The sequence below is a fragment of the Candidatus Nomurabacteria bacterium genome, from assembly GCA_023898525.1.
Taxonomy (GTDB): Bacteria; Patescibacteriota; Minisyncoccia; order Phycocordibacterales; family UBA918; genus OLB19.
In genome coordinates this window covers 219,538-243,010 of the sequence record CP060227.1, presented here as the reverse complement: position 1 = coordinate 243,010, position 23,473 = coordinate 219,538, and the positions used below count along the sequence as shown (strand labels likewise).

19 protein-coding genes are annotated in these 23,473 nt (G+C 40.9%); 8 read left to right on the top strand and 11 right to left on the bottom strand.

Features of this window, described 5'->3' with window-relative positions:
* Window positions 1–46 precede the first annotated feature (46 nt).
* Window positions 47–1,213 (bottom strand): hypothetical protein, encoded by a 1,167-nt coding sequence (locus H6779_01060; GenBank protein ID USN88019.1) that lies wholly within the window; start codon window positions 1,211–1,213, stop codon window positions 47–49.
* Between the two features lie 321 nt (window positions 1,214–1,534).
* Here H6779_01060 and H6779_01055 point away from each other — a divergent pair, with 321 nt between their 5' ends.
* Entirely contained in the window at window positions 1,535–3,262 is a 1,728-nt protein-coding gene (locus tag H6779_01055; protein USN88018.1) for a DEAD/DEAH box helicase family protein, read from the top strand.
* Between the two features lie 64 nt (window positions 3,263–3,326).
* Here the strand turns inward: H6779_01055 and ung are convergent, their stop codons facing one another.
* The 4 genes from ung to H6779_01035 all read right to left on the bottom strand — a co-directional run bounded on the left by ung (window position 3,327) and on the right by H6779_01035 (window position 6,708).
* Window positions 3,327–3,989 (bottom strand): uracil-DNA glycosylase, encoded by a 663-nt coding sequence (ung, locus tag H6779_01050; GenBank protein ID USN88017.1) that lies wholly within the window; start codon window positions 3,987–3,989, stop codon window positions 3,327–3,329.
* 115 nt (window positions 3,990–4,104) lie between these two features.
* The gene (mutM, locus tag H6779_01045; protein ID USN88016.1) at window positions 4,105–4,968 is read right to left on the bottom strand and encodes a bifunctional DNA-formamidopyrimidine glycosylase/DNA-(apurinic or apyrimidinic site) lyase; all 864 of its coding nucleotides are present in this window, start codon (window positions 4,966–4,968) and stop codon (window positions 4,105–4,107) included.
* A gap of 84 nt (window positions 4,969–5,052) precedes the next feature.
* Window positions 5,053–5,580 carry a hypothetical protein gene (locus H6779_01040; protein USN88015.1) on the bottom strand — a complete coding sequence of 176 codons (528 nt, stop codon included), beginning with the start codon at window positions 5,578–5,580 and terminating at the stop codon, window positions 5,053–5,055.
* A 105-nt stretch (window positions 5,581–5,685) separates the two neighbouring features.
* Complete coding sequence (locus H6779_01035; GenBank protein ID USN88014.1) at window positions 5,686–6,708, bottom strand: transposase; 1,023 nt, start codon at window positions 6,706–6,708, stop codon at window positions 5,686–5,688.
* Between the two features lie 144 nt (window positions 6,709–6,852).
* Between H6779_01035 and H6779_01030 the strand changes: the two genes are divergently transcribed.
* On the top strand, window positions 6,853–8,001 hold the full coding sequence (locus H6779_01030; GenBank protein USN88013.1) for a hypothetical protein: 1,149 nt from the start codon (window positions 6,853–6,855) through the stop codon (window positions 7,999–8,001).
* 106 nt (window positions 8,002–8,107) lie between these two features.
* On the opposite strand, the gene H6779_01025 is transcribed toward H6779_01030, so the two are convergent.
* From H6779_01025 to H6779_01010, 4 genes are all read right to left on the bottom strand, one after another.
* Window positions 8,108–9,040 (bottom strand): IS30 family transposase, encoded by a 933-nt coding sequence (locus tag H6779_01025; protein USN88012.1) that lies wholly within the window; start codon window positions 9,038–9,040, stop codon window positions 8,108–8,110.
* Between the two features lie 376 nt (window positions 9,041–9,416).
* Window positions 9,417–10,244, bottom strand: coding sequence for a C39 family peptidase (locus H6779_01020; GenBank protein USN88011.1), 828 nt, complete (start codon window positions 10,242–10,244; stop codon window positions 9,417–9,419).
* A gap of 52 nt (window positions 10,245–10,296) precedes the next feature.
* Window positions 10,297–11,298 carry a L,D-transpeptidase family protein gene (locus tag H6779_01015; GenBank protein ID USN88010.1) on the bottom strand — a complete coding sequence of 334 codons (1,002 nt, stop codon included), beginning with the start codon at window positions 11,296–11,298 and terminating at the stop codon, window positions 10,297–10,299.
* Between the two features lie 93 nt (window positions 11,299–11,391).
* Window positions 11,392–12,738, bottom strand: coding sequence for an MATE family efflux transporter (locus H6779_01010; protein USN88009.1), 1,347 nt, complete (start codon window positions 12,736–12,738; stop codon window positions 11,392–11,394).
* Window positions 12,739–12,962: 224 nt separating this feature from the next.
* Between H6779_01010 and H6779_01005 the strand changes: the two genes are divergently transcribed.
* On the top strand, window positions 12,963–13,430 hold the full coding sequence (locus H6779_01005) for a YbhB/YbcL family Raf kinase inhibitor-like protein (GenBank protein ID USN88293.1): 468 nt from the start codon (window positions 12,963–12,965) through the stop codon (window positions 13,428–13,430).
* Between the two features lie 41 nt (window positions 13,431–13,471).
* Here the strand turns inward: H6779_01005 and H6779_01000 are convergent, their stop codons facing one another.
* Both H6779_01000 and H6779_00995 read right to left on the bottom strand, forming a co-directional pair.
* Window positions 13,472–13,672, bottom strand: coding sequence for a hypothetical protein (locus H6779_01000; protein USN88008.1), 201 nt, complete (start codon window positions 13,670–13,672; stop codon window positions 13,472–13,474).
* 86 nt (window positions 13,673–13,758) lie between these two features.
* Entirely contained in the window at window positions 13,759–14,175 is a 417-nt protein-coding gene (locus H6779_00995; GenBank protein ID USN88007.1) for a hypothetical protein, read from the bottom strand.
* A gap of 258 nt (window positions 14,176–14,433) precedes the next feature.
* On the opposite strand from H6779_00995, the gene H6779_00990 reads away from it, so the two are divergent.
* The 5 genes from H6779_00990 (at window position 14,434) to H6779_00970 (ending at window position 23,460) form a co-directional block, all read left to right on the top strand.
* Window positions 14,434–17,814 (top strand): hypothetical protein, encoded by a 3,381-nt coding sequence (locus H6779_00990; GenBank protein USN88006.1) that lies wholly within the window; start codon window positions 14,434–14,436, stop codon window positions 17,812–17,814.
* Between the two features lie 16 nt (window positions 17,815–17,830).
* Window positions 17,831–19,579 (top strand): hypothetical protein, encoded by a 1,749-nt coding sequence (locus H6779_00985; protein USN88005.1) that lies wholly within the window; start codon window positions 17,831–17,833, stop codon window positions 19,577–19,579.
* A gap of 2 nt (window positions 19,580–19,581) precedes the next feature.
* Window positions 19,582–20,430: an HNH endonuclease gene (locus tag H6779_00980; GenBank protein ID USN88004.1), complete on the top strand. Its 849-nt coding sequence runs from the start codon at window positions 19,582–19,584 to the stop codon at window positions 20,428–20,430.
* A 118-nt stretch (window positions 20,431–20,548) separates the two neighbouring features.
* The gene (nirK, locus tag H6779_00975; GenBank protein ID USN88003.1) at window positions 20,549–22,003 is read left to right on the top strand and encodes a nitrite reductase, copper-containing; all 1,455 of its coding nucleotides are present in this window, start codon (window positions 20,549–20,551) and stop codon (window positions 22,001–22,003) included.
* Between the two features lie 140 nt (window positions 22,004–22,143).
* Window positions 22,144–23,460, top strand: coding sequence for a ferric reductase-like transmembrane domain-containing protein (locus H6779_00970; GenBank protein USN88002.1), 1,317 nt, complete (start codon window positions 22,144–22,146; stop codon window positions 23,458–23,460).
* The last annotated feature ends 13 nt before the right edge of the window (window positions 23,461–23,473 follow it).

Below are 23,473 nucleotides of genomic sequence, written 5' to 3'. Positions count from 1 at the left end.
TAAAAACCTAAATGCCCGCCAGCGAAGCTGGCGGGCATTTAGGTTTTTATTTCTCTATATAATCAGTAAAGACTTTAAAGGTGCCATCATCAGACCAGAGTAGCCAGTTCCTTTCTTTATTTTGATTGAAATATATCCAAGCTTCTACCAGAGGATAGTTTGGTAATACGGTATACAAACCTTCCTTCAACCAGTTTGCTTTTTCTGGCCCTTCAGCTGAACCAAAGGAAAAGATAAAGACTGGTTTATTGTACTGTGAAAGGGTTTGGAGTGGACTAGTGAAAATTTCACTAAAGCTAAGCCAGGGCCAGTTCATATTAAAGCCGTCTACACCAACAATATCGACGTAGTCGTCTCCCGGGTAGTATCTTTCAATCTGATTGTTTGGTGTGTCCGGAACGGAATTAGAGTTAACCGCCCAACCCATTTTTACATTTGGTAAATCGGCAAAATAACTGTGCACATATCGGTAAGCGGCGACAGCCTGCTCGGGAGAATTACCGTTTTTAGTGCCAGACCAAGGTGTCCAGTCACCGTTTAGTTCGGAAAAAGGAATTAGAATAACCGGTCCTTCATAATCTGCTAATTGCTCCGCAAAGTCTTCAAAATATTCGTCCCAGTAACCTTGCAGGATTTTGTGGTAGGAAAAATCCGGTTGTTCGGTACCACCAATTAGGTAATCGCTAGCTTCCCAAAATAGTACTAAGGTTCGATTTTTTTGATAGGCATATTCATTTAGAAAAGCCGGTAGTTTACCGCCCCCATTACCCCAGTGGACAAAGTATGCTAGATAGTCGGGATTTGTTGATACTCTTTCTTCAAAATCATTAATCTCTTGTGGGGTTGAACCGGTATAAATTCCCCAAGACAATGGTCTAAGTGGTGGGGGTGGCGTGGGTTTGGGGGTAGTTACAATAGCAGCGGCTATTGGTTCTGGTACGGTCTCGGTTATTTTTTTTGGCGGTTCAGTTTTTGGTGTGATGGTCATTTTTTTGTTTTTATCAGTAGTTAAGTTGTCGGTCTTTGGGGTTGTTGTGCTCTGATTTGTTGCTAATTTTGGCGAGCTGGTCGCGACCTGTACTTGAATCTCGTTCAATTTAGACTCGATTACGTTGCTGCTGGAGATTGTTATTTGGGGAGGGGTGATATCTTGTGCTGTTTCGCTTATTACTACCGTTTTTTGGTGTATATAAAAAGCCGAAGCGCTAATCATAGCGGAGGATAAGACAATGAATAAGAACAGTCTATGAAACATCAGTAAATTATACCGCACTGGCTTTAGACTTCAATTTAAAGTTTCTTTGAATTCGGGACTGTAGGACTAGAATTTACCATTCGATTGGTTTCTGACCACATTTTTCCAGGTAAGCATTAGTCTGACTAAAGTGTTTACTACCAAACCAGCCGTTGTGGGCGGAGAGAGGGGAAGGTGTATAAAAAATATAATATTGATTTTGTCAATTTTTTATGCTAAGTTTGGATAAAGTAGTTGTTTGATAAATATTACTTAGATCTACAAAGAAAGGAGGATACGATGCTAATTAAACCGCGTATTTATCAAAAATTAGCTATAAGACCTGCAATTGAAGGATTGCGCGAAAAACTCCGTGCTTTGGTTGTTATGGCTACCGGCTTAGGTAAGACCCTGACTTCAGCTTTTATAGCGAAAAAGTTTTGTGCTAAACGAATTCTTTTTTTGGTACACAATAATTTCATTCTAAAGCACGCAGTTGAAGAGTATTCTTTGGTTTTTTCTGACACGGATTACAATAAGGTTGTTTACAACGGATTTTCTAAAAAAGGTGCTTATGAGGCTGATATTGTATTCGCTACTTGGCAAACTATGGGTAATAACCTTAGTAAATGGAAATCTGATCATTTTGATCTGATTATTGTAGATGAAGCTCATCATACCGAAGCAGATACCTATCGTCCGGTAGTTGATTATTTTACTGGTCCAAAGCTTGGTATTACAGCTACACCAAATAGACAGGACGATGCAGATATTCGTGAGGTTTTTGGTCCTGAGGTGATAGATATAAGTCTAGAGGAAGCGATTGCTCGAGGTTGGTTACCAAGGATTGAGTACCACGTCATGATTGATGAAAATCTAGATGATGAAGTGCTTAAGGAAATCGCTAAAGAAATCCGTGAAGGCAAAAAGCGTTTTTCGATGGCGGAAGTTAATCGTCGTCTTTTTATCAAAAAGCGTGATGAGGAAATTGCTAGAATTATCAATGTTTGTGATGAAAAAGCTGTGGTGTTTTGTGCTTCTGTTGATCATGCTGAGCGTTTGGCAACAGTATTGGATTCAGCAGATACTTTCCATTCTAAAAAGGGTAAAGGTCAAAAAGACACTTGGGATAAAAATCAAGCTGTACTTGATGCTTTGGGTACCGGAGAATTACGTCGTGTTTGTGCAATAAATGCTTTCAATGAAGGTGTGAATGTACCCTCGATTGGTCTTGTAGTCTTTTGTCGAACGACTGAGTCTTATACTATTTTCAAGCAACAACTTGGACGTGGGGCGAGACCTGGAAAAGAAAAGCTTATTGTCTATGACTTTGTTAGCAATTTGGAGCGAATTGAACTTGTGCGAGAGATGGTGAATAAAATCTCAGATCTACATGAGAAATTTACTTCGTCTAAGGAGCGAAAAAAAGAAGGTTACACAAGAGACATTTTCGAGGTTTCAGGTAAAGAATTTGAATTTACTTTTTCAGATAAAATTGTAGATTTAATGAGTATATTAAATCACTGTCGAAGTGAGTTTTATTCAACTTGGCAGGAGGCGTCTGAGGTAGCGAGGGCTTTGTGTATTAAGTCGAAGTTAGAATATCATCAAAGATATCGAGAAGATAATCGTCTGCCAAGCAAACCTAATGAATCTTACAAAGATTTTCCTGGTTATAATGTATTTTTAGGTACAGATTTTTATCCAACTTGGCAGGAGGCTTCAGAAGCCGTTATTAGGCTTTGTATAAAATCTAAGAAAGAGTACGAAGAAAAATATATACAAGATAAAAAATTACCTTCTACTCCTCATAAATTTTACAAAGATTTTCCGGGGTTCATTTCTTTTTTAGGTCACATTAAACTTTATCCAACTTGGCAGGAGGCTTCGATTGTGGTTAAAAATCTTGGCATTAGGTCAAAAGCCGAATATACAGCAAGATTTAAAGAAGATAGACGTTTGCCTTCTGCTCCAAATCAGTCGTATAGAGACTTTCCAGGATATAAAAAATTTCTTGGGAAATCATAAGTAATACTTGTTCATTTTTATGTCACTACAATATTAGAAATAGTATTGTAGTGTTTTTTATTTTCTACCACTCAATCGATTTTTGCTCGTATTTCTCTAGGTAAGCATTAGTCTGGCTAAAGTGTTTACTACCAAACCAGCCGTTGTGGGCGGAGAGAGGGGAAGGGTGTGGAGAGGTGAGGATAAGGTGCTTACTACTGTCTATTAGACTAGTTTTAGCTTGAGCGTAGCGTCCCCAAAGCAAAAAGACGACATGCTCTTTTTGGTCGGAGATGGTTTTAATAATGGTGTCAGTGAAAGTCTCCCAACCGAGGCCTTGGTGCGAGCCGGCTACACCTCCGCGTACCGTAAGGGTAGCGTTTAAGAGTAATACTCCCTGCTCAGCCCAGCGTTCCAGGTTCCCAGAATCGGGCATATCTTTACCTAAATCAGCTTTTATTTCTTTATAAATATTATTAAGAGACGGTGGTATTTTTACGCCGTCCGGCACTGAAAAACAAAGACCGTGCGCCTGTCCGGGACCATGATAAGGGTCTTGTCCCAATATTACGACTTTTACTTCAGAAAAAGGACAAAGGGAAAAAGCGTTGAAAATATTTTTTGGATGCGGGTAGATGACTTCGTCTAAGTACGCTTGTCTAACTTTGGCGGTTAGATCTTTGAAATAAGGTTTTTCAAATTCCTCCGCCAAAGCTTTTTGCCAACTCTTTTCTATGTTTACATTCATAATAGCGATTAATGTTAACTAATTTACATAAAAAATAACGGAGGAACGACCTTTTCCCGTCGCTCACCGCTCCTCTTTAAGGTCGCACCTCCGTTATTTTTATTATCTTTCATACTTATTTTTGACACTTAGGACAGTAGTGGGTACCACGACCAGCGACCCTAATCTTTTTTATGATGGTACCACAGACCGGACACTTGGTATTTTGTTTACCAAAAACTTTCAGGTAGTCGGTGTAGTTGCCGGTTTCACCGCCGGTGTCCAAAAAGTGCTGGAAGGTAGTGCCTCCGACTTTGATAGATTCTTTCATTATTTCTCCGCCGGCTTTGGCTATCGCCAACGCTTCTTTTTTAGTCACTTTACTAGCCTTACGGGTCGGTCTGACACCAGCTAAAAATAACGCTTCATCTACATAGATGTTACCAAGTCCGGCAATAAAAGACTGATCCAAGAGGGCGGCTTTTACGCTAGTGTTTCGTTTTCTTAGCCTAGCGGCAAACGCTTCGTAATCAAAGTTGTCAGCAATTGGCTCTTGCCCAAACTTTGTTTTGGCTTTTTCTACCTCCTCTCTATCGGCTGTCTTTACATACCCAAAGAGTCTCATGTCGTTGAAAAATAGGGCAGATTTATCAGAGAAGTAAAAAGCGATTCTGGTATGTTTGTTAGGTAGATTCTGGCTATCTTTATCTCCACCATAGTGTCCGCCGCCGACAATATTTTTACCGGCAACATAGAAAAATTGCCCGGTCATCTTCAAGTGAACCAGGAGAAACAAATCAGGTTCTCCCGAAAAACTGAATATCATCAGCTTACCGATCCGGTCAATGTGATCTATGGCTTTACCGGTCAGTTGCTTGGTAAAGTCGGTTTGATTGGCAATGGTTTTTTGGTGAAATACCTCTATCTTTGCTATCTTTTTACCAATCACTTTGTTTAGTAGTTGGAGGCGGACTGTCTCGACTTCAGGTAATTCTGGCATGAATCTATTGTATGTACTTGATATTAAATTGCAACCAAAGCTTACTTAATTAACAAAGACCCCTTCTTAACAAAAAGAAGGGGGTCAGTCTGGTAGGGAGAAGGTTTGAACTTCTTCCCAATTTGAACTTGGTTCATTTACTGGTTTGCGTAACAATTTTACATCAGACAATTCTATCCTTCCAAGAGTATACTTTTGACTTATAATCCTGTGTCTAGCACCATCTCCTATATTTAAAATACCTGAAGCGATAGTGATATCTAGAATTCGTTCTCGGTCGTAAGGAAGCGGTTTGTATCCAGAAAGTAAACTTATCTGCTTACATACATTTACCCACAGATTGGCCAGCTCTAGAGGTGAATGAATTGGTAAAACTAAGTATTTACTATTGTGATACCGTAGCTCACCGACAGTCACATGTGTTTTTCTTGCATTTCGTAGAGACTTATTTAACGAGTCAACTACGAGGTTGGTGTCATCAGTAGTTTCAAACGGTCTATGTAACATAATGTTCGGAGCTAGCTTATGGTGAGGTGCTTCTGTTTGTGCTTGGTTAGCTGCAAAGTCCATCAGTCTTATCAATGTCGACTTAGAAGGTCCAGATATTGTCATTATCACTAAGTACTTATACCTACTCATTTGTTTTTTCTCCTATGACAAATGATTCTGACGGTAAGTTACTTTATTTGTTTGTGCTTGTCAAAAGCTTGTACGATCTCACCACCTTTGAGACTCTATCTCATAATGTTCTCTATAATACTCCATGGGCGACAAAAGACCCAGTCCTTCATGCGGTCTCTCATGGTTATACCAATACAACCATTCATTCAGTGAATCATTGAAGTCAGGAATACTATCTCGAAGCAGGGATCGGTGATAAATAATGTGTTCTTCTTGAACGGTACGATTGAATCGCTCTATATAGGCATTCATCTTAGGACAACGTGGATAAGTGTGATAATGGTTGATGTTAAGAGTTAAACAAGCTTCGTGGAAGTATTTAGCGAATTCTGAACCATTATCAGTCTGTATCTCATCTATACTAAAAGGGGTATAGTGTATAAGTTGTTTTAGAAAGTCTCGAGCACTATTTGAAGAATGACTGGTATAAGTACGAGCGTAAGCAAACCGTCTTTCTATGTCTATGGCGGTGAGTATGTACCGTTTAGTGCCATCTATGTGTCTCACGATAGTGTCTATCTCCAAACCTTGTTTTTGTGGTCTTCTTTGTTTTTTAACCTTGGTTTTTCTTTGTTCTTTGTGTGTACCACTCTTAGCGTACCAAGAGAGCTTAACTGGATTCGGTAGTCTACCTAGTTCTTTAAGATCACTGATACAGCGATTAACATAGGAAACTGACACCTTGAATCCTTCCTTCTTCAATAGCGGTACCAGCTTTTTCCCACCAATCCGTGGTCGCTTAGTACGCCAGTTGATAATAGCTTGCTCTAGTGGTGGTGATATCTGTCTCACTCTTCGTTTCTTAGGAGCAGTACTCTTGGGGTCTAGGGCTTGGATATTACCATTACTATCATTTAGTTCTTTTTGCCATCTAAATAAAGTTGGTCTAGATACGCCAAAAGCATCTTTGGTGGTATTAGTACCATGTTTTTGCCAAAACGTGAGTATTTTAACTCTTCTTTCGACCTCCTGTTTGTTTTTCATTGTCTGCCACTTTAGAGCACTATCAGCCGCTTTGGCAAACCCTCTGGTGTTCCTTAAAATGTTATGTATTCTCATTACTCCTTATTTAAGGAGTCTCATATGTATGTGAGATTATTCAAAGCTATGAAGAAAGTGCGTTTGTTCTGGTAAAAAGACCATAATAGGAGTACCATATTAAATAAAGAGGGTAGTTTTATTGAACAATTCATAATTCTTAATATGAAAAAAATAAACAAAATTATTTTGATGGCAATGGCTGTTGTTTTGGTGCCAACAGTATCTTTGGCGGCTACCATACAGGCCGGTGAAGAGGTGTCAATCAAAAAAGGGGTTGAGGTAAATGACAATCTCTATGTAGCGGGAGGTAATGTTACGCTAGCAGCTGATATCGCTGGTGATTTATTCGCGGCTGGTGGCAATGTTTTAGTTACTGGTAAGGTTTCTGACGATATTGCTCTGGTTGGTGGCTCGGTGACCGTACTCGGTGACGTAGGTGGCGATGTGAGAGTGGCGGGTGGAAATATTTTACTAACCGGTGACGTAGGTGGCGAGTTGATCGTGATGGGTGGATCGGTCCTGGTTTCGTCTGATGTGACAGTCAATAAAGACCTAATTCTGGTTGGTGGTCAGGTGACATTAGACGGAAATGTGCTTGGTAACGTAAGGATAAACGGCGGAGTGGCGACTATTAATGGACAAGTGTCGGGGAAAGTGGAAGCTGAGGTAACTGACAGCTTAACTCTGGGCGAAACCGCTGTTATAAATAGTGGTCTAGGTTATGCGGGGCGGAGTGAAAATATTTTAAAGAAAGATGAGGCAGCGGTGGTGGAAGGCGAAACTGTATTCAAAATGGTTGAAAGGCCACAAAAACCCGATGCTGAGAATGTGATCGCAGCTTTGCTGGGAGCTTTGTTTGTTTTCAAATTGATCACTACTATTGTGGCAGCATTGATCCTGGTTTGGTTATTTAGGCGCTTTTCTGAAACAGTGGTTCAAGATGCGATAGCTGACCCGCTAGCTAAGCTTGGTAAGGGATTCGTGGCGGTGGTTATTGTACCAGTGGTTATCGTGCTCCTATTTGTAACTATATTTGGCTTGCCGCTAGGAATCTTAACTATTTTAGCCTACATTTTACTTTTAATGCTTTCTGGTATTTATGCCGGTGTTTTGGCTGGGGTATGGCTTCTAAAATTAATTGGAAACGGGCAGATCACTATAACTTGGTTCAAAGTTGTGATCGGAGTTTTGTTGCTCACCTTGGTTAGTTTGATACCGATTGTGGGTTGGATAATTACTTTCCTAGTATTCTTAATAACGGTGGGAACTATAGTGAATGTGATGCAAAAGAAGTTTTGGTTAGAGCGTTAGCAAGTTAATTTCTTATGAACACACAAACCCTACTTTAAAGTAGGGTTTGTGTGTTTTGGTTAAGGGTTCAAACATACTTGAATCACCACCCTAATTGCACAGACCATCACTTCCAAAATATCTGATGTGGAGACTTGAAATTATGTCTCTTTCTAGGACGATGATTTATACGACGAACCGCTTCAGAAAGTTCTTGTGGAGTAATGGTGTTGAAATCCAAGTCTTTCGGAAAATATTGTCGAAGTAGCCCGTTAGTATTTTCATTGGTACCACGCTCCCAAGAGTGGTATGGATAAGCAAAGTACACAGTCATACTCGTTTGTTTCTCAAACCGTTCCCAGTCACTGAACTCGGTACCGTTATCAAAGGTAGCGGTCTTTCGTTTGTTTTTGGGTATACGCCTGAATTTTTCCACCGCCAGTTTAGTGAGTAAAGTAGCATTTAATTTTGGCAGAAGATACGCAATTAGATACCCGCTTCTGCGATCAACGAAGGTGACAATACGTACTCGTTTGTCTCTTCCCAGCATAGTATCTCCCTCCCAATCTCCCAAACGGGAGCGACGTTCAATAATGGGCGGTCGTTCATCAATACGACGTTTCTTGGCTCTTTCACGAACTTTTTCACGTATTTTGGTGCCTCGTTTGCGCCGATACTTGCCTTTCTGAGAACGAAGAAATTGTTTAAGGTGTGGAGCTCGTTCGTTAATGTATCGGTAGATAGTGCTCGCAGAGATGTCATCACGTACTCCGACTATCTGTTCCGGTGAGTAGTGTTGTTTTAATAATCGTTTCACTTCTCGTAATAATACTCCTTTGAGTATTCTAGTACCTTCCATAGCAATGATACGTGCCTGTTTTTTCTTTCTGCGAACCTCGCGAGCATCGTATCTATCCCGACCACCATACGCTTTAATATGTCTATTAACCGCACTTGGATCTTTGTTGATAATGTGCGCAATCTCCACTCCTGAGTATCCCGCTTTGAGCATACGTGAAATAACCGGCCAGTCTTCCGGTCCTATTTGTTTGTGTGACATACAAAAGCAGTATGTATGTCATCTTGACCTGTGCAATTAGGGTGCAAAGGATTGTGCAATTAGGGTGAGAATTCAGGATAGATGTATTGACGAAAGCAAGAACATGTGTTATATTGCTTCAACTACAAATATTGCATTGTAGTTGAGGAGGATATATGCGATAAAAGATTATTTGGGGGGACATTCACCTCCGAAGCAAAATAGCATTGAGTGGCAAGTTGCAGAGGCGTACCAGGACTGCTTAAGGTACAATTGGGTACATTTGGGTGTAGCATAACCCCTTAATGGCGGTTTGGGTTACGGTCTTGTGTCCGGAAAAACTTCTGCGAAAGCCTGGGTATGTATATATAACACATACCCAGGCTTTTTCTATTTACTAAACAGGTCTGATTTCTATATATCTTTTTTTCCAAGCTTTGATGAATTTTTCCGAAGTGATGGTGCCACCACCGGTTTTTTCTGATGGGTCGTTATAGTAGACGGTGTTGCCGTCAACTCCGTTTATTACTACTAAATGGGGAATTGGATTTTTCGGGTCAAAAGTGTAATGGACTGAGGCCATGACAGGTCCTTCATTTAAAGCTTCTTTTAGTTTTGAAAAGGCTTTTTCGGTACCCAAACCTGACAAGTCGTTGGTTGATCCATTAAGTCCATAATCCCGGGCTAAGCTAATAAGACCGCTGTGTATCCAGCCGGCGTCGTTTAGGTATGCTCCGCCCTCAATACCTTCTTGAAGTAAGCTATCGACCGAAACTTTTCCTGGTTCATATAGTTCTATAAGCATGGCCAGGCTGGCAATGCCACAGCCGACTTTTTTCCAACTGGGGTCAGAGATGTCCTGAAACTGAGAGTAGAAAGGAACAAAAAAATTATCTTTTGTTTGGCTGGTTTTGTTGGTCTTGATCAGATTATCTTTACTGGCTGTGGCTAGTTTGGTCTTCTCGGTCTGTTTTTCTTTTTTTGCAATATAGTTTTTATCTTCGACCTTTTCTGTTTTTTTAATTGAGTCGGTCTGGTTTGATTCAGGGGATTTTGATTCAAGTTCGCTAGCGGATGCAACCTGAACTATCCTTGGATATATATTTTGACTTTGGTCTTCATTGGGTAGAGGGGAGGGAGAGGCTTGAGTAGTTTCTAGTAGACCGTAGGTCGCTCCGACAACGGTCAATATAGATAAAGTAGAAATAACTTTAAATGATTTCAAAGTCTAGAAATTATACAATAAGGTCAATATGACACAAAACGTTTTTTATGGTCTAGTCTCGAACGATTACTTTGGTTCCTAAGTCTGCCCAATTATATAATTTTCTGGCATTGTTTGGTTCAACGTTTACGCAGCCGTGTGAGTATGGATGGCCAAAGCTATTGTGCCAATAGGCTCCATGGATAACGGCTCCGCCATGAGTGAAATAGAGGTTCCAGGGTACTCCTGGCAGATCGTAGTATTGTTGATCAATTAGGTTTGGTAATGGTCCTTGCATATACCGGCTCGGTGTTTTTTTGAAGATGGTAAATTCACCGCGTGGAGTGGGTGTTAATTCTAGCCCGGTCGATATATCAATTTCCATAAAGATATCTTCATCCTCGTATGCGTAGAGTTTTTGTTCGGAACGATCGACAATGATTTTCTTAATTGGTGTGGTCGTTGATTGACTTTGGTCTGAAGCGATAGTGCTTGACGCGGTTTTGGCGTCGGTGTCTTTTTTATCCCAAACAGTTTTATCTCCCTCGTCTAATAAAACCTCTACATAATCAGCAGATATATACCAATCATCTTTTATTCGTTCTGGGTAGCGGAGCCATTCGTCAAAAATAATTTTAAACCAAGTTTCATCGTCTCTCTCCACCTTACCACCAACTTTTAGAACAATGCCGTTTCTAAGTTGGGCTACAACCGGATAATCAAGACCGGGGCCGCTGCGGACATTTAGACAGTCGCCTTCAAAATGTGGTCCGCAACCGTTTGTCACTTCTACATATTCAAATAAAACTTTATCAATTGGTATAACCTCTTTCTCGGTAGATGTGCCGACCTCCACGATGACTGCTTCTTCAGAGTGTAGAAAAGGGCTACTTGGGGCAGTTTCGTGTTTGTAGTCTATATTTACAGGGTCAATTGTGATTGGTTGGTTTGCTTTAAAGTCTACTTTATTTACTTCAATGGTGGCTATGATTGTAATTAAGAGTAGAAAAATCAAAATAGCCATTATTCTCAAAATGATGTAGGTTTTATCTTTTTTATGTTGGCGTCTGGTCATATATGAATCATATTACATCTGCACAAATTAAAAAGACTAGACGCGGTATTATATGTCCTATTTAATTGTGGGGGTGTTCCTAAGAGGAGCTGGTTACAGACTCATTTGTCGCCTGGTGTACCAAAGTGAGATCAAAGCCGATGACCAAACGATGATAAAAATACTCCACCATAGCCCAACGATACTTAAGGTGAAAACGAAAGTCACTAAATAAAAAGCAGTTAATGGCACTATAGTCTGTCTAACTACTCCTAAAATCAAAGGGAAGATTGGTTTTTTAAGCCCGCGCAAAATGGCTTCTGTCACAAATATTATTCCGTATGCCCAAGTGATAAAGGCCGCGACAGCTAAGTATCCAACTCCAAAGCCAATTATATCTGGCTCCTCTGTAAAGAGTTTCATGAGTGGAGCAGCTGCAAAGAAGAGGATGGTGGTGCCAATGGTTCCCAGGATTAAAATATACCTTATTCCGACAGCGGCAATTTCTGTAATACGGTCGTGTCTTTTAGCGCCGTTATTTTGTCCTATCAGGGCTAACACAGCCATATTTATACCCATACTAGGAATAAGAACCATTTGTTCAACACGAATAGCGGTTCCGTAACCGGCCACCGCCTCTTTACCGTATTGACTGACAAAATAAGTAATAATAAAGGCGCCGATAGCCACCGTCATCATATTTAAACTGGCTGGTAAACCTTGTGACATTATGTCCGCGTAAATCTTTTTGTTTGGTTTTAGGTAGCAACTGAGGCATTCTCGGTCAATTAATTTGGTCTGCCAAACTTTGTAACTAATATAGATAAGCCCGAGCAAATTACTGATGAGGGTCGCGACAGCGATACCCAAGATACCTAGGGTTGGCAGACCAAACCAACCGAGGGCTAAGGTTGGACTAAGAAGAACATTTAAGAAAAAACCTGCAACAAGCACGTTGCGGTACGATTTAGTATTTCCAACGGCGTTAAGAATACCGTTTAGGATAATTACCATGGCAATGAAAATTGAGCCAAGGAAAATTGGCTGCATATAGGCTAGGGTGGCCGTAAGGTATGAGTCAGAGGCACCTAGAAATTTAAATAAAGTTGGAGCGGCCAGGTAACCGGCAATGGTTATGATGATAGAAGTGATAAGACCAAAGGAAATGGTTTGGGTGGCGTATAGCTTGGCTTTTTCGGTTTTTTGAGCGCCCAGCTCGTTGGCGATAAGAGCGGTTACACCGGTACCGATACCAATGGCCAAGGCGATGATTATAAAGAAGACAGGAAAGGTAACAGAGAGTGCTGCTAAAGCTTCTCCGGAAATTTGACCTGCTACCCAACTGTCCACGACGTTATACATGGTATTAAAGAAGAAACCAATAGAAGCAGGCACAGCGATAGAACGAAGCAGTATTGGTACTGGTTCATTGGTCAGTGAACGGTGTTCGGTATTTGTCATGTTTTTTAAGTATACATTATTCGTTATATTTATCTGGTACTGGTAGTATGACAGTGATAAAATATTCAAATATGAACAACCTGCATAAAATTTTTATTTTCACGTTAGTGGTTGTTTTGGTCGGTTCTTATCTTTTATATAAGCCAGTTCATGCACCAGTTGCGATTGATGGTGGCTTGGGTGAAGATAAGAGTCAAATTAATAGTGATAACAATGAGACAACTATGGCACTCACTTTAACTTCACCAGCTTTTGCTGATGGTGGGTCAATTCCGGCAAGATACACCTGTGATGGTGAAAATGTAAATCCTGAGTTACACATTTCTGGTGTTCCAGAGGGTACAAAATCGTTGGTTCTAGTGATGGATGATCCAGATATTCCGGATAGTGTGAAGGAAAGTCGGGGAATAGAGAAGTTTGATCATTGGGTGTTGTACAATATTCCGCCAGATACAACCGTGATTAAGGAAGGAGAGATGGTTGGTAGTGAAGGCTTATCTTCGCGTGGTGAGGTCGGGTACGTTGGTTCTTGTCCGCCAGATCGTGAGCACCGGTACTTTTTCCGACTTTATGCATTGCCTGATATTGTGAATTTTATTAAAGTCCCAACCCTTGATGAGGTAGAGGTAATAGCCAAAGAGTCAGCGATAGAAAGTGCTGTTTTGATGGGTAAGTATGAGAGGATAAAATAAAAATAATAAACCCCTCAATTTTGAGGGGTTTTAGACGGTTTCTAAGCAGCCTCAAACCTAGCTTTATTTTCCGTCATCCATTTTTGCATTTCTGCCTTCTGTTCTTCCTCGGTCCTGTTTCCTTGTTGCTGCATAAAATCAGCGTGAGCTTCTGCATAGTGAGGTTTTAGAGCTTCCATCCACTCCTCAAAAGTTTCGCCTTGAGCTTCGTGTTCGCATAAATCACATTTTAGAGTTTTCATAGATATTTAGCTTTTATATAAATAACGTAATAAATATAACATACAAAAAGCCGCCTTTCATGAAAGGCGGCTTTTTGTTGCGAGTTTTACTGGTACAAGTATTGTTCTTTCTTTGGGAACAATTTTATGTTTTTGGTGGTGTGGAGCTTGTAAGCGATGAAAGCTAGTATGGTTATAAACAAAGCCTCACCCCACTCTGACTCATGTCCGCCTTGTATTTCCAGATAGCGTGGAATCCATGGCCAAAGTCCAGCCCAGAGATAAACAAATTTCCAGGAAAGGTTAGTGATACGACTACCAAACAGAATAAGTAGAACAACCGCACCATCCAATATAAATACAAGGTAAACTAGATATTTAGTTATTTCTTCACTAAATCCTAAGGTACCTACTAACTCAATAAACTCCGGGTCTTGCATGAGTCCACCCCAAGCGTGTCCAGCGTAAATAAATACTAAGATTAAAGCCGGGATATACAAAATCCATTTCTTTAAATTTGACATAACAATTTAATATTAAAAATAATTTTACCAATCCTATACAAGAAGGTATGTGTGGTAAATATTTATTTATTATACATGTTTAGTGTGGGTAAAAATTAAATAAGGTGGATTATTGAAGTAGTGAATGTGCGCTTCCACAGATTTTTTTTGCATGCTTAAAGATGTCTGGCTATACTAACCAGTAATGCGCAACGGTAGTGGGGGGCTTGGTGGCATGGTTGAACGCAATTAAAAGTTTTAATTTAATAAGCACAACTCATGCAACAACGACCTGTCACTAGCGATCTTTTTCGTTTTTTTACCCTTAGAACACCTCAACTTTTAGACCCTGCCCGCCGTGATTCGGGTTTTATTTATATATCTTCTGAATTAAGTGCTAAAAGTTTGATCATTAAAGACCTTAGCGATGATTTGCCGACGGCCCGAGAAGAATTGCAGTCAGCCGCTAAAAAATTCAAGTCGATAAAAACTTATCGAGAGGTCCGGGAATTGGCACCAGGATTATATGATTTTTCGCATTGGCTTTCTAAACGGCGAGCCAGTATTACTTTAGCTGATGTAGAGAAAAAGCTGGCTGGTCTAAATGGTCTTAGCGCAAAGAACGCTCGGGTTGTGTGGGATAACCTTTTTTATCAACTTATTGTACGAGACTCGCCGGTCACTAGGCAGGCTTGCAGTCGTCTTTTAGTAGCGGATAATTTCTTGTACCACTTTAAGGAAACTGATTTTAAAGATTTGGCAGTTGAGTTGATAGAAACTCCGCGGACTCCAAAGTCGCCGTCAAAAGAGAAGCGGGTCGAACTCTATCTGCGTCGATTGGCTAATGCTAAGGTGGTGATACCAAAGGCCTTTTCGACCGAACGACAAACCGATAGTAGTACCTCAGCTGGTTCTGGTTTTGGTAAAGGGGGTATATTGGATCGTTTTGGTCGTTCACAAAAGATGGCGCGTGGCAAAAGTCGTTTAAATACTTATAAAACTCTAAAGAATGACGTATCTTTAGTGAGTAGTAAGGTTGATGAGGATGCTACGATTGCGGCTGTTGGATCAGAAATTGTATCCAAAAAGATATCTTTAAGTACCACCGCCAAGGATTTTTTTGATCGCAGCAACACTAAAAAGAAAACCGTTACAGCACTGGAAAGTGACTTGAATAGCTCTATCCGTCGGACTCGGAGCGAACTGCATAGTGTAGCTAGAGATACTGGGGCTCTGCGGTATGACGGTAATGCAGACATAAAACCTTTTACCTCTTACTTAACTATAAGCGAAGCAGATGACCTTGGGTCGGATGTTTTTCTTACTCTTAACACTAACACAGTTGGGGCCAAGCCCACCTCAGTTTCTTATAGTTTAAAGAAAGGTAATACAAAAGTCGCTTCAGGAAAGGAGGTGGAGATAGTGGAGAATGACGATAGTCTGTTGAACCTTAAACTTTTTCCAGGTAAGGACATAGACACTTCAACCGATGATAATTTTGGTTTTACCGGTAAATTTATTTTCGATGATGGATCTGAAATGGAGCTCGAGATTCCAAACATAATACCTGAACTACCTTCAATTGGTGTTGGCAAAGGCACTAAAGAAACCGAAGAGACAGAGGAAACTGAGGAGGGATCAACCGAATTGTATGGGGTTAATCGACTCGGGATTGGTATTTTCCGTAAGGTTGAACAAGAGGTTTGTTGTTATGTGCCGGGTGAAGTATCACGGATTGAAAATATTATGGCACGTGAGTACAAAGAGCGACATACTCGAACTCTGTCATCGACTGAGACTACCACTGAAGAGTCAACTGAATCTGAAGTTGAAAATCAGACCGACACTTCATCAACGGTACGCAATGAGTTGCAGTCAGAAATTGCTAAGGTGCTGGAAAAGGGGACGGATCTTGGGGCGGGAGCCTCGGCTGGTGTGTCTGGTGAGTATATGGGCGTTACTGTATCGGCGGAAGGTAATTTTGATTACGCTTCTGCTAACTCTGCTTCCACCTCAGACACTGACGCCAAGACTTATGCTGAAGAAGTGGTAAACAACGCGCTTGAACGTATTGTTCAAAAGACCTCTTATAAACGAACTGTCAAAATGCTTGAAGAGTATGAGGAAAACAACCGTCATGGCTATGACAACCGTGAGGGTGACGAACATGTGACCGGTGTATATCGTTGGATCGATATTGTTTATGTTAATCGACTTATAAACTACGGCAAGCGACTGATGGTAGAATTCTTGATTCCTGAACCGGCTAAGTTTTATAAATTTGCTCTAGAACAGCAAGCGCTAGAAGCTAGTGGTGTAACTGAAGAAGAAATCGCCAGCATTACTCCACCACCAACTTTGGCAGATCTGGGTATTAAGGGACCATCTGATATCGAGGGTTATGATGAGCCAAACTACGAAGAATTAGCAGCCGAATATGGTATTACTATCAGTGCTCCAGAGACGGAAACCAGTTCGACCTCTAAGACATATAATGCTTCAAATTTAGATAAAGGTGACGAATTCACCGGTGGTGGGCAAGTTGCTCTACCGGCTGGCTATCAGTGTACCAGTGCTAATGTCAGTGTTTCGTTTCGTTATGATTCAAAAAAGAATGTTGGCACCAACTGGCGAATTACTGTTGGAAGTGAGGTTTGGACAAAAGATGTTAAAGGAAGCGGTAATGATGATAGACATAAGGATTATTCATTTACCTTAAACATGGATGAGCCAATTGGTGACTTGGTGGAGGTGGCAATTTCCGGACATCGTACTTTAAGCTACAGTTTAAATGTTACCTTGAATTGTGAGATTGATCCTGATGAGTATGCAGCTTGGCAATCTGATGCTTATGACAGTCTGCTTGATGCTTACGAAGAGGCGCTTCGTGAATATGAGAGTGATGTGGCCGAGCAAGAAGCGGCTCTAAGTAGTAGTGAGGAAGAGGTGGCTGGGGCGATTCCGTCTAGCTCATACCGTAGTATTGAGCAGCGAGAGATCAAACGAGTGGCAATAGAGATGTTGACTAGCCCATTTGGAATAACTCAGGGACAAGATTTTTACCAAGATAGTATGTACTGTAACGTGCCACAAGTAAACCAAAGCTCAAGTTGGGAAGAGTATTCATCACATGTGAAATTCTTCGAACAAGCTTTTGATTGGAGTATTATGTCGTATCTATTTTATCCTTACTACTGGGCCGGTAAGTGTGACTGGGCTAATTTGGTAAATACTCTGAACGAATCAGACGAGACTTTTGAAGCTTTCTTGCAAAGTGGTATGGCGCGAGTGGTGGTGCCGGTACGCATCGGTTTTGAATCAGCGATTGATTATTATTTAGAGACTGGTGACATCTGGAACGGAGGAGACTTGGTAATCGAGACTGATGATGATCTTTATCTTTCAATTGAAGAGGAGTTGGCTGAGGTGGAAGGTTTTGTTGAGGAAGAGTGGCAAACTCGGGTTCCAACTTCGTTAACCATTATTCAGGGCAATTCTGTTTATCTGGATGATGAAGGTTTGCCGTGTTGTGGAAAGTACGAGGGTGACACACAATTGCTCGGTTCTTCCTCTGTCTTGGGTGGGTCAAGCAGCGACGAAACCGATGAGGATGCAGATACAGATGTCGACACTGATACCGATACGGATGAAAACCCATAATCAATTTTAATTTCCCATGTCCTTATCCTCAGAAAAAGATCTGGCAACCTTGCGTTACACTAGCCCTTTGGCTGATTCGCCCTTTAGTCTTGGTAGTGATGATATAAAACAATATTATTTCGGTAGTGCTGAGAGCGAAGAAGTTAGTGGTGTTGAGTTGGTGGCAGAGACAAATGTATCAACCCCATTGGTTAAGGAATTTTGGGCTTTCATGGATAGAGATGGAAATAAGACATTGGATCCGGGTGAGTATCAGTATAAGGTGTGGGTCTTTGTATCGCGCGATGCTGGTTATCTTAAGGAGGCTTTTACGGCCGCCGAGCCTCTGTCAAATGAAATATGCTTGTTCTTAGAAGATAATAGTAAGGATTTGTTTAGTGGACGCACGGCTTATATTGCGGTTGGTGATGATTTCAAGAATGAGCTGGAAGGTCTCAGGGAAAAAGCGGCTCGTTTTGATGGTGAGCAAATGGAAATCATTAGTCTTATAAATCAAAATGACCAAGGATACAGTCTTGATTTTACCGGTGCAGAAATATCAGAGCTGATTCGTACCGGTAGGATAGAGGATCCATCAATGGAATTTTTGGCTACTTTCTTGATGATCCTCAACTGGCAGACAGTACTGCTGTCAGGCGCTTACTCCCTTGTTGGAGACGGTATTTTAGCGGTTACCGAGTTTCTGCGAGATAAGGTCAAGTTTAAAGAAAAGCATTGGGATTCAAGCAAGGCTGGTTATTCGCCGATTCTTACTCACTACTCAAACCTAGCTGTTAATTCCTTTGAATCTTTATCCGAAGATTTAATTGAAGATATTAGTCGTACCATTAGAGCTGAGATTGATAGTCGTAAACGAGATTTAGAGTCATATGTTCGGACCGCTATGTCAAAATCATACGCTGCAGTTTTGGTGCAATCTGAAGATATCACTTATATTTTAGATAGCGTGTTTGCCAAGGTAGATATCTTTGCCGCCGAATTGACCGCTAAGGTTGAGGCGGCGGTCGGAGCTTTGGCTGATGTTGGTGAGCAAGTAATTAGTGCTATTAACGCTTATTTTTGTGGTCTTTGGAATGCTTTGGTTGAAGCGGTACTTGGACTTATCGATCTTCTTGGTTGGATCTTTGTCGCTCTAGGAGCGGCGGGGGAAGCGATTAAAAATGCCGCGACGGTAATACCAGAAGCTCTAGAGATACTTGATGAAATGGTGCAGACGGTTTTAAGTGCAGATATTTCCGGAATATTTAGCGAGGCGATAGATACTATTGTAGAAGAAGTTAGTAGTTTCAATCTCAGTGCTCTTACTGCTGATATCACGCTTGATAAAGTAGCGTATATGGTCGGCGCGATTGTTGGTTTTATAGTGGAATTGGTGGTAGGTCTTATTTCTTCCGGTGGTATGAGTAGCGTAAGTTCGCTTCTCACCAAGATGGGTAAGATAGGAGAGGATGTGCTAGCTTTTTTGAAAGCTTCAATCAATACAGTTCTAGGTGGAATTACTAAATTTTCTATTGAAACCATACTGCCAATTATTAGAAAAATCATCAGTGTCCTAAGAGGTGGCAGAGCAGCGATTCGTACTGCTATTCGTGAAATCTTCTTGGTCATTGAAAAAGCAGCTACTTTGGGTATGGAGTATATTGCAGAGGTTGCCGGCAAGATTGGTACAACCAGTAGCAAACTAAAATCTTGGCTGGATGATATTGGTATGGCTTTGGTTAAAACAGCTGAAGACGGTTGTGCTATTTGTAAGATACGTACCTGATTATGTCTTTTTGTATTGAATTCATCTACGGTGTTGTTGATAATGGGCGAGCGCGCTTTAAAGATGTTTTTGTATATGCAAAAAATATCCCAGCCTACATGGAAGATGTGATGGCTATCGGAATGGATTCTTTCGGTGAAAATTCAATTGCATTATTCCGAACGATTGGAGATGAGTCAGTGGCTTTCATGAAAGAAACTAAGATGGCTTATCGATTGGTTGTTTATCGGGGAAGGTTTTCTGGTGGAATCGATCTTTTCACCGAAGCGGGCGAGATGCTTTGTCGTGGTACCAAAGCTCAACTAGAGAATTTTATGAACGTTTATCGACTGTCACGAGCGACCAAGAAACGATACATAAGAGAAATAATCAGAGAATTAGAGGACGAAGGTTGGTTATTTGATGTAGAAAAAGCTCGTGAGTATCTTGGTTTAGAAATAAAAGCGTCAAAGCGTGGTTTTGCTCCCGACTATACCTCTTTGGCTGAAACTATCTATCTTGAAGAACCGGTTATTTATCAAGGCGAGTCTTTTTTTGCAAAGATTAAAATTAAGATGAGTGGAATCAGAAGTGTTGACGATGAGCTGGCTAACGCCGCGGCAGACCTGGCAAAAAAACCAGAAGGTTATACTTGGCATCACCTTGATGATTTTGATCCGGTGACTGGTGAATGTACGATGCAATTGGTGTCTGAGAAGGTGCATATGAAAATTATTACCTTACCCGATGGCAGTAAAGTTAAATTACTCGATTATCTTAGTCACCTTGGTTCACCGGCCTTGTGGTCTCGTTTTTATAACTTCGGCTCCTACGGCAAGTATATTGATGATATTACTAAATTGTTTAAATAAATCATTTATAAGAATAATAATTTATTAAAGGTGATTAACTCACGCTCTAATATTTATCTGGTGGTACAATTAGTTAAAGCAAGTCATTTTGCCTTATAAGTTGTCATATAAATAACCTATGGATGAAGAAAAACAAAATGAAGGCCGATCAAAGTCTTTTATTTTTTATTTAATAATTGTTGCGTCAATAGTCCTGGTAGTGGTTCTTTTGGGAGCTTTGTCTTTCTTTAAAATTTTTCCGTTGATTCAATACGAATTACTCCAAAAAATAGGCATTTTACTACTTATCGGCTCCTCGATTTTCTTTGTAGCGAGGGTGGCTTATCGTTTTCATTCAAAACCTTTGGCTATCTCCATGGCGCTTTTTATAACTGGCGGAATTTTTTACGTGTGGGGTGACGAAACTCATCCGCCGCACTTTGCCATGCCGGCCTTTATGCACAGTTATCATCCGGGCGGTCATACGGCAGATTTGCCTTTTAGAAATGTTTTACATTTCTTCCAAGGCTACAGTAATTTTGAGTGGGTAGATGACATTGGAGCTGATCCAAATGCTGTGCCGCCACCAATTGATAGAGATTGGAGTGAAACGGTAAAAGTGTCATTGGTGACCCAAGAAGTAATATCAGAAGTGGCTGATGAAGTGTATTTTAATTACTGGACTTTTAATAAGCAGGTACCGGGTCCGATGCTTCGAGTCAGGGAGGGCGATACGGTAGAGATGACTATTACCAATCATGAATCCAGTTTACATGGGCATAATATAGACTTACACGCTGTTACAGGTCCAGGAGGTGGAGCCACTCTTTCGTTTGTGGAGCCTGGAGAAACCAAACAATTTTCTTGGAAAGCTTTGAATCCCGGTTTATACATCTATCACTGCGCCTCGCCGAATGTCAGTACTCACAATTCTCACGGCCAGTACGGACTTATTTTGGTTGAACCAAAGGAAGGTCTGCCACCAGTTGATAAAGAGTTTTATTTAGTACAAGGCGAACTATATACTAAGGGCGCCTTGGGTAAAAAGGGTCTAACGGTGTTTGACTCAGAGGCTTTGCTCGACGGTAATCCAAACTACGTGACCTTCAACGGACGAATTGAAAAGGATGGGGAGCCGCGTATGAAAGTAAAGACTGGAGAGAAGGTGCGTATTTACGTTGGTAATGGTGGTGTGAATTTAATTTCTTCGTTCCATCCAATTGGTGAGATTTTTGATTTAGTTTATGCTGAGGGAGGAATTGGGGCATTGCCACTACAAAATATCCAAACTACCGCGGTGTTGCCGGGCGGGGCTTCGATTGTTGAATTTACCGCTGAAGTACCAGGTAATATCATCTTAGTTGACCACGCTCTAGCTCGTATGAATAAGGGGGCGTGGGCGATTATTAAAGTCGAGGGTGACCCGCGACCGGATATCTTTGCTCCAACCAACGAGTTTGTTGAGACTTCTAATAACGATTTGGAAATTGATGAAGATGTGGTTGTTGACTCAGGAAAAAACTTGCTAGATGACTTTGGTGTGGCTACCACTGCAGTCGAATCAGACAATGGTGCGGTAAAGACCACGGACTAGTTTTTCTCGGCGGAATTAAAATATAAGTAATATCAGTGGATCTTTTTAATCTCATCACTGAGGTTGGCTTTTATTTCTTGTAAGCAAATGATTTCAGGCTCTTCGTTTTTTATCCATTTAGCGTATAATCATAAAAACATATGCCACAAAGGATATTTAAAAATCGGGTTGGATTGACAGTTGTTATTTTGGCGACTTTATTGCCTATGTTTATGTGGCTCACCATGATGCCGTTGTCTATGCGATTTGGTGACTCATTTTCCGCTCTCACCAGTGTTGGGCAATTAACTGCTCTTGTCGGTATTACACTTTTTTCTCTTACAATTATCCTTAGTGCCAGATTGCATTTTCTTGAGGAATACTTTGGGAGTCTGGATCGGGTTTATCGGATACATCACTATTCTGGGACGATTGCTTTTCTTTTTATCTTAGTGCACCCATTGGCTCTGGCCGTGGCACTCGTGCCTATATCTGTAGTTGAAGCCGCTAAGCTACTTATTCCTGGTGGTGACTGGGCGGTAAACTTCGGTATCCTAGGACTTTTACTTATGATGTCGCTTCTCGTTATTACTTTCTTCGCCAAGTGGCGTTATCAGTACTTACGATTTGCCCATCAGATTTTGGGTGGGGCTTTTTTTCTTGGCGCTTTGCATGCTTTTTTGATTCCGAGCGATGTGTCAATCAATCCTTGGCTTAAAGTATATATTTTTAGTCTGGCTGCTTTAGCTATTGCTGCTTATATTTATCATACTCTGCTCGGTCATGCGTTTAAGAAAAGATATACGTATATAGTTGAAGCGGTCAATGATTTAGGGGAAGGTATTATTGAGGTAGTTATGCGTCCAGAAAATGAAGTAATGCATTATGTGCCCGGACAATTTATTTTTATTAGTTTTGTGGATGGTGGTATGACCAAAGAAGTGCATCCATTTTCGATTAGTTCGGCACCTACAGAGAAATATTTGCGCATCTCTGTAAAAGCGCTTGGTGACTGGACTGGTCAACTTAAGTACTTAAACGCGGGAGCAACCGCGAGGATTGAGGGTCCGTTTGGTGGCTTTTCTTATCTTAAAGGCAAGTGCGGGCGTCAAATCTGGATAGCAGGTGGTATTGGTATTACTCCGTTTCTTAACATGGCACGCAACTTAAGGGTAAATCAACGTGATGACTTGGTAATTGATTTTTATTATGCGACCAAAACAGAGGATGAAATGGTTTTTTATAATGAACTTAAGGCTATTAGTGAAGAAAATTCTAATATTAGTATTATTCCTCATCAATCAGATGAGAAAGGTTTTTTGTCAGCGGACGTCATAAAGAGTACCAGTGGTGACCTTTCCAACACTGACATATTCGTCTGTGGTCCGCCGCCAATGATGCAGGGTTTAATTAAGCAATTTACTGCCGCTGGGGTACCGCGTCGCTTGATTCATACCGAAGAATTTAAGCTCTTGTAGGGTAGAATGTATT

Coding starts and splice junctions, on each gene's coding strand:
- H6779_01060 (USN88019.1), bottom strand. CDS start 1,213: ATGATTAGCGCTTCGGCTTTTTATATACACCAAAAAACGGTAGTAATA.
- H6779_01055 (USN88018.1), top strand. CDS start 1,535: ATGCTAATTAAACCGCGTATTTATCAAAAATTAGCTATAAGACCTGCA.
- ung (USN88017.1), bottom strand. CDS start 3,989: ATGAATGTAAACATAGAAAAGAGTTGGCAAAAAGCTTTGGCGGAGGAA.
- mutM (USN88016.1), bottom strand. CDS start 4,968: ATGCCAGAATTACCTGAAGTCGAGACAGTCCGCCTCCAACTACTAAAC.
- H6779_01040 (USN88015.1), bottom strand. CDS start 5,580: ATGACAATATCTGGACCTTCTAAGTCGACATTGATAAGACTGATGGAC.
- H6779_01035 (USN88014.1), bottom strand. CDS start 6,708: ATGAGAATACATAACATTTTAAGGAACACCAGAGGGTTTGCCAAAGCG.
- H6779_01030 (USN88013.1), top strand. CDS start 6,853: ATGAAAAAAATAAACAAAATTATTTTGATGGCAATGGCTGTTGTTTTG.
- H6779_01025 (USN88012.1), bottom strand. CDS start 9,040: ATGTCACACAAACAAATAGGACCGGAAGACTGGCCGGTTATTTCACGT.
- H6779_01015 (USN88010.1), bottom strand. CDS start 11,298: ATGACCAGACGCCAACATAAAAAAGATAAAACCTACATCATTTTGAGA.
- H6779_01010 (USN88009.1), bottom strand. CDS start 12,738: ATGACAAATACCGAACACCGTTCACTGACCAATGAACCAGTACCAATA.
- H6779_01005 (USN88293.1), top strand. CDS start 12,963: ATGGCACTCACTTTAACTTCACCAGCTTTTGCTGATGGTGGGTCAATT.
- H6779_01000 (USN88008.1), bottom strand. CDS start 13,672: ATGAAAACTCTAAAATGTGATTTATGCGAACACGAAGCTCAAGGCGAA.
- H6779_00995 (USN88007.1), bottom strand. CDS start 14,175: ATGTCAAATTTAAAGAAATGGATTTTGTATATCCCGGCTTTAATCTTA.
- H6779_00990 (USN88006.1), top strand. CDS start 14,434: ATGCAACAACGACCTGTCACTAGCGATCTTTTTCGTTTTTTTACCCTT.
- H6779_00985 (USN88005.1), top strand. CDS start 17,831: ATGTCCTTATCCTCAGAAAAAGATCTGGCAACCTTGCGTTACACTAGC.
- H6779_00980 (USN88004.1), top strand. CDS start 19,582: ATGTCTTTTTGTATTGAATTCATCTACGGTGTTGTTGATAATGGGCGA.
- nirK (USN88003.1), top strand. CDS start 20,549: ATGGATGAAGAAAAACAAAATGAAGGCCGATCAAAGTCTTTTATTTTT.
- H6779_00970 (USN88002.1), top strand. CDS start 22,144: ATGCCACAAAGGATATTTAAAAATCGGGTTGGATTGACAGTTGTTATT.